At 63.0% G+C, this 7,605-nt stretch carries 9 protein-coding genes; 8 read left to right on the top strand and 1 reads right to left on the bottom strand.

Annotation, left to right across the window (positions count from 1 at the left end; translation table 11 throughout):
• The 8 genes from ACLBXN_RS13295 to ACLBXN_RS13260 all read left to right on the top strand — a co-directional run.
• A partial coding sequence (locus ACLBXN_RS13295) for a glutamate ligase domain-containing protein (RefSeq protein WP_447612426.1) occupies positions 1-442 on the top strand: 442 nt, incomplete at its 5' end.
• Complete coding sequence (locus ACLBXN_RS13290) at positions 439-1,410, top strand: D-alanine--D-alanine ligase (protein ID WP_447612425.1); 972 nt, start codon at positions 439-441, stop codon at positions 1,408-1,410. The genes ACLBXN_RS13295 and ACLBXN_RS13290, both read left to right, overlap by 4 nt.
• The gene (locus ACLBXN_RS13285; protein ID WP_003051290.1) at positions 1,407-2,216 is read left to right on the top strand and encodes a cell division protein FtsQ/DivIB; all 810 of its coding nucleotides are present in this window, start codon (positions 1,407-1,409) and stop codon (positions 2,214-2,216) included. Before ACLBXN_RS13290 ends, ACLBXN_RS13285 begins: the two co-directional genes overlap by 4 nt.
• Before the next feature lie 72 nt (positions 2,217-2,288).
• Complete coding sequence (gene ftsA / locus ACLBXN_RS13280) at positions 2,289-3,518, top strand: cell division protein FtsA (protein ID WP_003051293.1); 1,230 nt, start codon at positions 2,289-2,291, stop codon at positions 3,516-3,518.
• 146 nt (positions 3,519-3,664) lie between these two features.
• Positions 3,665-4,858, top strand: coding sequence for a cell division protein FtsZ (gene ftsZ, locus ACLBXN_RS13275; protein WP_003051295.1), 1,194 nt, complete (start codon positions 3,665-3,667; stop codon positions 4,856-4,858).
• Between the two features lie 270 nt (positions 4,859-5,128).
• A complete protein-coding gene (gene lpxC, locus ACLBXN_RS13270) occupies positions 5,129-6,052 on the top strand; it encodes a UDP-3-O-acyl-N-acetylglucosamine deacetylase (protein ID WP_407714258.1) in 924 nt (307 codons plus the stop codon).
• A 10-nt stretch (positions 6,053-6,062) separates the two neighbouring features.
• Positions 6,063-6,239, top strand: a complete 177-nt coding sequence (locus ACLBXN_RS13265; RefSeq protein WP_003051301.1) for a hypothetical protein — start codon at positions 6,063-6,065, stop codon at positions 6,237-6,239.
• 202 nt (positions 6,240-6,441) lie between these two features.
• The gene (locus ACLBXN_RS13260) at positions 6,442-6,858 is read left to right on the top strand and encodes an RcnB family protein (RefSeq protein WP_447612424.1); all 417 of its coding nucleotides are present in this window, start codon (positions 6,442-6,444) and stop codon (positions 6,856-6,858) included.
• Positions 6,859-6,937: 79 nt separating this feature from the next.
• Here the strand turns inward: ACLBXN_RS13260 and ruvC are convergent, their stop codons facing one another.
• On the bottom strand, positions 6,938-7,486 hold the full coding sequence (gene ruvC, locus ACLBXN_RS13255; protein WP_003068955.1) for a crossover junction endodeoxyribonuclease RuvC: 549 nt from the start codon (positions 7,484-7,486) through the stop codon (positions 6,938-6,940).
• Positions 7,487-7,605: the final 119 nt, after the last annotated feature.

Raw genomic sequence — 7,605 nt, 5'->3', positions numbered from 1 at the left:
CACCGTCATCGACGACTACGGCCACCACCCCGTGGAAATGGCCGCCACGCTGGCTGCGGCACGTGGCGCTTTCCCGGGCCAGCGCCTGGTGCTGGCCTTCCAGCCGCATCGCTACAGCCGTACACGCGACTGTTTCGAGGACTTCGTGAAAGTCATAGGCAGCGCCGATTCCGTGCTGCTGGCCGAGGTCTATGCCGCAGGCGAGGCTCCCATCGTGGCCGCCGACGGTCGCTCCCTGGCCCGCGCTTTGCGCGTGGCCGGCAAAGTCGAGCCTGTATTTGTGGAAAACATTGCCGATATGCCGGCAGCCATCGCCGCCAATGCGCAAGCAGGTGATGTATTGCTGTGCATGGGAGCGGGATCGATTGGTGCCGTGCCCGGGAAACTGGTTGAAATGCTTCAGAAACAAGAGCCGGCTGCGCCCGCAGGGAGCGCGCAATGAGCATGTTTGGTTCCAATATCGACGTGAAGGCACTGGGCAAGGTCGCAGTGCTCATGGGGGGGCGCTCGTCCGAGCGCGAGGTCTCGCTGATGTCCGGCACCGGCGTGCTGGCCGCACTGCAGTCCAAGGGCGTCGATGCCCACAAGTTCGACCCTGCCGAGCAGGGCCTGGACCAGCTCAAGGTGCAAGGCTTCGACCGCTGCTTCATCGCGCTGCATGGCCGCTACGGCGAGGACGGCACGGTGCAGGGCGCGCTGGAGTTGCTGGACATTCCCTATACGGGTTCGGGCGTGATGGCTTCCAGCATCGCCATGGACAAGATCATGACCAAGCGCATCTGGCGCTTTGAAGGTCTGCCCACGCCGGACTGGCGCATGGTCGATTCGGCCGAAGCCACCCGCGCCGCATTGCAGGCCCTGGGCGCTCCCATGATCGTCAAGCCTGCACGCGACGGCTCCAGCATCGGCCTGACCAAGGTGATGGATGCCGACGAATGCGCCAGGGCCTACGAGCTGGCGGCCCAGTACGACGCAGAAGTGCTGTGCGAGCAGTTCATTGCCGGCGACGAGACCACCTGCCCCGTGCTGGGCACCGGAGCGAAGGCCGCTGCGCTGCCGGTGATCCGCATCGTGGCGCCCGAAGGCAACTACGACTATCAGAACAAGTACTTCACCGATACGACGCAGTACCACTGCCCGAGCGGCCTGCCGGCTGCCGAGGAAGCCGAGATCCAGCGCATCGTGGAGAAAGCCTTCCGCACCCTGGGCTGCCGCGGCTGGGCGCGTGCCGACATCATGATTCGCGCCAGCGACCGCAAGCCTTTCTTGCTGGAGATCAACACCTCGCCAGGCATGACCGGGCATTCTCTGGTCCCCATGGCGGCGCGCGCCTCCGGCGTGAGCTACGAAAACCTGTGCCTTGGCATCCTGGCCATGAGCACGCTGGATGGAGAAGCGGAGCAGCCATGAACCGCAGCCAGCCCACAGCCGTCGTTCCGTTCGACGTCAAGCTCATGAACATCACTGCCACGGTGATGTTCATGGGGTGCTTGACGGCGTGCGTGATGGCCGTGGGATGGTGGTTGATGCGAACTCCGGCCTTCAATATCGGCCGCATCGTGGTGGAAGGCGAGCTGGTGCATAACAACGCCGTGACGCTGCGTGCCAATGTGGCACCGGTGCTCAAGGGCAATTTCTTCACGGTGGACCTGAAGGCGGCGCAGCACGCATTCGAGCAGGTGCCCTGGGTACAGGAGGCGCAGGTGCGCCGCGAGTATCCGAACGGCTTGCGCGTGGCGCTCAAGGAGCATGTGGCCGAGGCCTTCTGGGGCCCCGAGACCGGCACCGGCCTGGTCAACAAGGCCGGCGAAGTGTTCGAAGCCAATCTGGGCGAGCTGGACCGAGAAGGCCTGCCGCGTCTGCAAGGTCCCGAGGGCTCGGCCCCGCGTGTGCTGCGGATGTATCACGCACTGGCGCCGGCACTGAAGCCGCTCGATGTGGAACTGGACAGCCTGACCCTGGATGCGCGTGGCAGCTGGGAACTCGTGCTGGACAACGATGCACTGCTGACACTGGGCGGCGGCACCACCGAAGACATATTGCAGCGTGTGCAGCGCTTCGTGCGCACGCTGCCTCAGATCACCTCTCAATACAAGCGCTCGGCTGCAGCAGTGGAGTCTGCAGACCTGCGTTACGAAGACGGCTATGCCTTGCGACTCAAGGGCGTGACCACTGGAACCTCCGCGCCGGCAGCTGCTGCCAGGGCCAGACGATGAGCGGGAGCAGGGGAACAGACATGCAAGGCGCACACAAAGACAAGACAGAACCTACCGGGGGCGGAAGCTGATATGGCAAGAGAATACAAGGATGTGATTGTTGGGCTGGATATCGGCACGGCCAAGGTCATGGCGGTGGTGGCCGAGGTCATGTCCAATGGCGAGCTGAAGCTGGCGGGCCTGGGCGTCGCCCCCAGCAACGGCTTGAAGCGCGGCGTGGTCGTGAACATCGATGCGACCGTGCAGAGCATCCAGCAGGCCCTCAAAGAGGCCGAGCTGATGGCCGACTGCAAGATTCAGCGCGTGTGCACCGGCATTACCGGCAGTCATATCCGCGGCCTGAATTCCAGCGGCATGGTGGCCATCAAGGACAAGGAGGTCTCGTCCACCGATATGGCCCGCGTGATGGAAACCGCCAAGGCCATCAATATCTCGTCCGACCAGCGCCTGCTGCTGGTCGAGGCGCAGGAGTTCGTCATCGACGGCCACGAGGTGCGCGAGCCCATCGGCATGAGCGGCATTCGCCTTGAAGCCAAGATCCATATCGTGACCGGTGCCCAGAGCGCGGCCGAGAACATCATCAAATGCGTGCGCCGCTGCGGCCTGGAAGTCGAGCAGCTGCTGCTCAACCCGCTGGCATCGGCCCAGGCCGTGCTGACCGACGACGAGCGCGAGCTGGGCGTGGCCGTGGTGGATATCGGCGCGGGCGCGACCGATGTGGCCATCTTCACCGGCGGTGCGATTCGCCACACGGCCGTGATCCCGATTGCCGGCGACCTGATCACCAGCGATATCGCCATGGCCTTGCGCACTCCCACCAAGGATGCCGAGGACATCAAGGTCGAGAGCGGCTATGCCAAGCAGCTGCTGGCCGACCCCGATGCCCAGGTCGAAGTGCCGGGCCTGGGTGACCGCAGCCCGCGCATGATCAGCAAGCAGGCCCTGGCCGGCGTGATCGAGCCCCGCGTGGAAGAGATCTTCTCGCTGGTGCAGCAGGTCATCCGCGAGTCGGGCTACGAAGAAGTGCTGTCCTCGGGCATCGTGCTCACGGGCGGCAGCGCCGTCATGCCCGGAATGATCGAGCTGGGCGAAGACATCTTCCTCAAGCCCGTGCGTCGCGGTCTTCCCAAATATTCCGGCGCGCTGGCCGACATGGTCGCCCAGCCCCGGGCCGCCACCGTGATGGGCCTGCTGGACGAAGCGCGTCTGGCACGTCTGCGTGGTTACAAGGTTGCGCAGAAGAGCGGTTCCATGAAGACCGCCTTCGGCCGTTTCAAAGACTTCATCGTGGGGAACTTCTGATATGAGCACCTATCGCATGTTCATCACCGGACCGCCACCGATGGATTTTTCGCGGCATCGACGACGAAGACCGCGAACACCTCAAGAGTTCGAAATTTCTTTTCCACAGCAGCGACAAACCACCACTAGAGAACAGGAGCACCACCATGCCTATCGACATGATTGAAACCGAAGAATTCAACCAAGGCACGCAGATCAAGGTGATCGGCGTCGGCGGTGGCGGCGGCAATGCCGTCGACCACATGATCGAACGCAGCGTCCAGGGCGTCGAATTCATTACGGCCAATACCGATGCTCAAGCTCTGTTGCGCAGCCGCGCTCACCGCACCATCCATCTGGGTGGCAGCGGCCTGGGTGCCGGCAGCAAGCCCGACAAGGGCCGCGACGCTGCGGAAGCTGCTGTGGAAGATATTCGCGCTGCCATCGAAGGCGCGCACATGCTCTTCATTACGGCTGGCATGGGTGGTGGTACGGGTACCGGTGCATCGCCTGTGATCGCACGAGTGGCCAAGGAAATGGGCATTCTGACGGTGGGTGTGGTGACCAAGCCTTTCGAGTGGGAAGGTGGCCGCCGCATGCAGAACGCTGACGCCGGCCTGGCCGAACTGGAAGCGAATGTGGACTCGCTGATCGTTGTGCTCAATGAAAAGCTGCTCGATGTGCTGGGCGACGATATCTCCCAGGACGAGGCTTTTGCCCATGCCAACGACGTTCTGAAGAACGCCGTGGGCGGCATTGCCGAAATCATCAACGAGTACGGCCATGTGAACGTCGACTTTGAAGACGTGCGCACCGTGATGGGCGAGCCCGGCAAGGCCATGATGGGCACGGCCAAGGCCGCCGGTCCCGATCGTGCCCGTATCGCCGCCGAGCAGGCCGTGGCCTGCCCGCTGCTGGAGGGTATCGACCTGTCCGGCGCCAAGGGCGTGCTGGTGCTGGTGACGGCCGCCAAGGGCAGCCTGAAGCTGTCCGAGTCGCGTCTGGCCATGTCCACCATCAACGCTTACGCGTCTCCCGATGCCCACGTGATCTATGGCGCAGCCTACGATGACTCGCTGGGTGACGAGATCCGCGTGACGGTGGTGGCCACCGGCCTGTCGCGTCCCAATGTGCGTCGCCAGAACATCCAGGTGGTGCAAGGCGGCCTGCGTACCGGTACCGACAACGTGGCCGTGGGCCTGCCTCCCCTGGGCGGCATGGAATACGGCACGGCCAACACCAATGTGCCCAGCGTCTGGCGTACCAACCGCACCCAGGCTTCGGAGCGTGTGAGCGCTCTGGCATCTGGCGGCATGGACGATGTGGAGATCCCGGCCTTCCTGCGCAAGCAGGCTGATTAAGCTCCCCCTGAGCGGCTTTGCCGCTTCCCCCTCTCTGGCGCTTTGCGCCGGAGGGGGGCGACACCCTCGGTGCGGGGCGGCGGGGCCGCCCAGGCTCTTGCGCGCAGTCTCTTTGTTGAGGCATGCGTGTCTTGAGTGTGTTGGCGGTCAGCCGCAAAGGCCTTTGGTTCGTTAAGGACTGAAGGCCCATCAGTTCGCTGTATCGCAGCGATTAAGACAACCCTGGGTTGGCGTAAGCCGGCTCGGGGTTGTCCCATTTAAAATACCAGCATGCTTCAGCAACGTACCATCAAGACCATTTCCCGTGCCGTAGGCGTGGGCCTGCACAGCGGCCAGCGTGTCGAGTTGACGCTGCGTCCTGCCCAGCCTGATACCGGCATCGTGTTCCGTCGCGTGGACTTGCCTGAGCCTGTGGATATTCCTATTTCCGCCGAGGCCGTGACCGATACGCGCATGGCCTCCACCATTGGCAGCGGCGGCGCCAAGGTGCATACGGTCGAGCACCTGATGTCGGCCATCGCCGGTCTGGGAATCGACAACCTCTATGTGGACATCACGGCCGAAGAAGTGCCGATTCTCGATGGGTCCTCATCCTCGTTCGTTTTTCTGCTGCAAAGCGCCGGCATCGAGCTGCAGAAGGTGCCCAAGCGCTTTATCCGCATCAAGAGCCCGATCGAGGTGCGTGAAGGCGAGGGGCAGAACCTCAAGTGGGCGCGCTTCGATCCCTACCATGGCTTCAAGCTGCGTTTCGAGATCGACTTCGCTCACCCCGCCGTGGACTCCACGGGTCAGTGCGTGGAGTTTGACATGGGTCTGGACAACTACACACGCGATATCGCTCGCGCGCGCACCTTCGGCTTCACCAAGGATGTGGAAATGTTGCGCAACAACGGTCTGGCACTGGGCGGCGGGCTGGATAACGCCATCGTCATGGATGACTACAAGGTCCTGAACAGCGACGGCCTGCGTTATGACGACGAGTTTGCCAAGCACAAGATCCTCGATGCGATCGGCGATCTGTATCTGATCGGCAAGCCCATTCTCGGTGCCTACAGCGCCTTCCGTTCGGGCCACGGCCTCAACAACAAGCTGCTGCGCGCCATGATCGCCCAGCCCGAGACCTGGGAGATGGTGACCTTCGAGAGCGAGCGCCAGGCTCCTCAGGGCTTTGCCGTCCCTGCCCAGGCCTGGTGAGCGGGAACTCATGCTGATCTTTCGCTGGCTGGCCAGCCTGCTGATTCTGGCTTCGGCGCTGAGCTTTGCCTTCTATCTGGGAACCGGCAAGGCCCAGTACAAGCGCCTGGGCTTTTTGCTGTTCAAGTGGACGGTGATCGCCGGTCTTGCCTTTTTTGCCGTGATGTTGGTGGGGCGCATCGTTTGAGAAGCTATTCATATTGATAGCTGCTTGCGCAAGCCCGACAAGCGTTTCATTGGTTTCTGTTCTGTAAACGGCTGGCAAAAAGTGGTAAATCGGCATTGGCTCACGCCGTGCGCTGCCGAAATGGGGTGAAGATGGACGGGCTGCGGTCGCAATGATGGGCCGCACACCTTGTTGACTGAAACGATTCGACAAAGGAGTCTCCATGTCCCGTTTGACTACCCGCATTCTTTCCGCCTCCGTTGCCGCCTGCCTGGGTCTGGGCAGTCTGGCCGTACAGGCACAGCCCGGACCGCCCCCCGGCCGTGGCAATGGTCATGGGCCGCAGGACATGCGTCATGACGGTCGTCATGATGATCGTGGCCGGCATGACCAGCGCTATGACCGGCGTGCGGAGCGCCGCGACAACGGCCGCCGTGGCGGCGGTCCCGACCACAACTGGTACAAAGGCAGTCGCGTGCCGCCGCAATACCGCAGCCAGCACTATGTGGTAAATGACTGGCGTGGTCACCGCCTGTCGGCGCCGCCGCGCGGCTATCACTGGATTCAGAACGGCGGCGACTATCTGCTGGTGGCCATCGCCACCGGCGTGATCGCTTCCATGGTGCTGGGCAATTACTAAAGTTCATCACCCCGACTACAAAGTCCTGCAAGCAGTCCAAGTCAGGGGTGACAGGCAGTGGCAGAGGCGCCCCAGGAACTCAATAAACCCGTCCGCCCCGGTACATGGCATGTTGCTTGCGGCGCAGATCGGTGGACTTGGCCATCAGTCCCATGGCGGCAGCCGCATGGGCATGGGTGATGGCCAGTCCCAGCGCATCGGCGGCATCGGTGCCGGGCAGGCCGGGCAGTTGCAGCAGGCGCTTGACCATTTCCTGAATCTGGCTCTTGGCCGCGCGGCCATGGCCTACCACGGCTTTTTTCATCTGCAGTGCGGTGTACTCGGAAACCGCGAGATTGGCGTTGACCAGGGCCGTCAGCGCCGCGCCGCGGGCCTGGCCCAGCAGCAGCGTGGACTGTGGGTTGACGTTGACGAAGACGATTTCCACGGCCGCCACCTCGGGCTGGTAGCGCGAGGCGACTTCGGAAATGCCGTCGAACAGCACCTTGAGACGGCCCGGCAGGTCGCCGAGTTCCATCTTGTTGGTGCGTATGGTGCCGCTGGCCACATAGGACAGGCGCTGGCCTTCCATATCGATGACGCCAAAACCCGTGGTCTGCAGACCGGGGTCGATTCCGAGAATTCGCATGGCTGTCGATTATCCACGTACAAAACCTTCACACTCCATGCGGGTGGCTGCAAGCGAGAGCCGCCTCGCGGCGATGCTGCCGTCTTTTCCGGGGGAAGGTACGGGGCTGCCCAGGCGAA

The sequence above is a fragment of the Comamonas sp. C24C genome (assembly GCF_053345995.1).
This window is presented reverse-complemented; position numbering and strand designations above follow the sequence as displayed.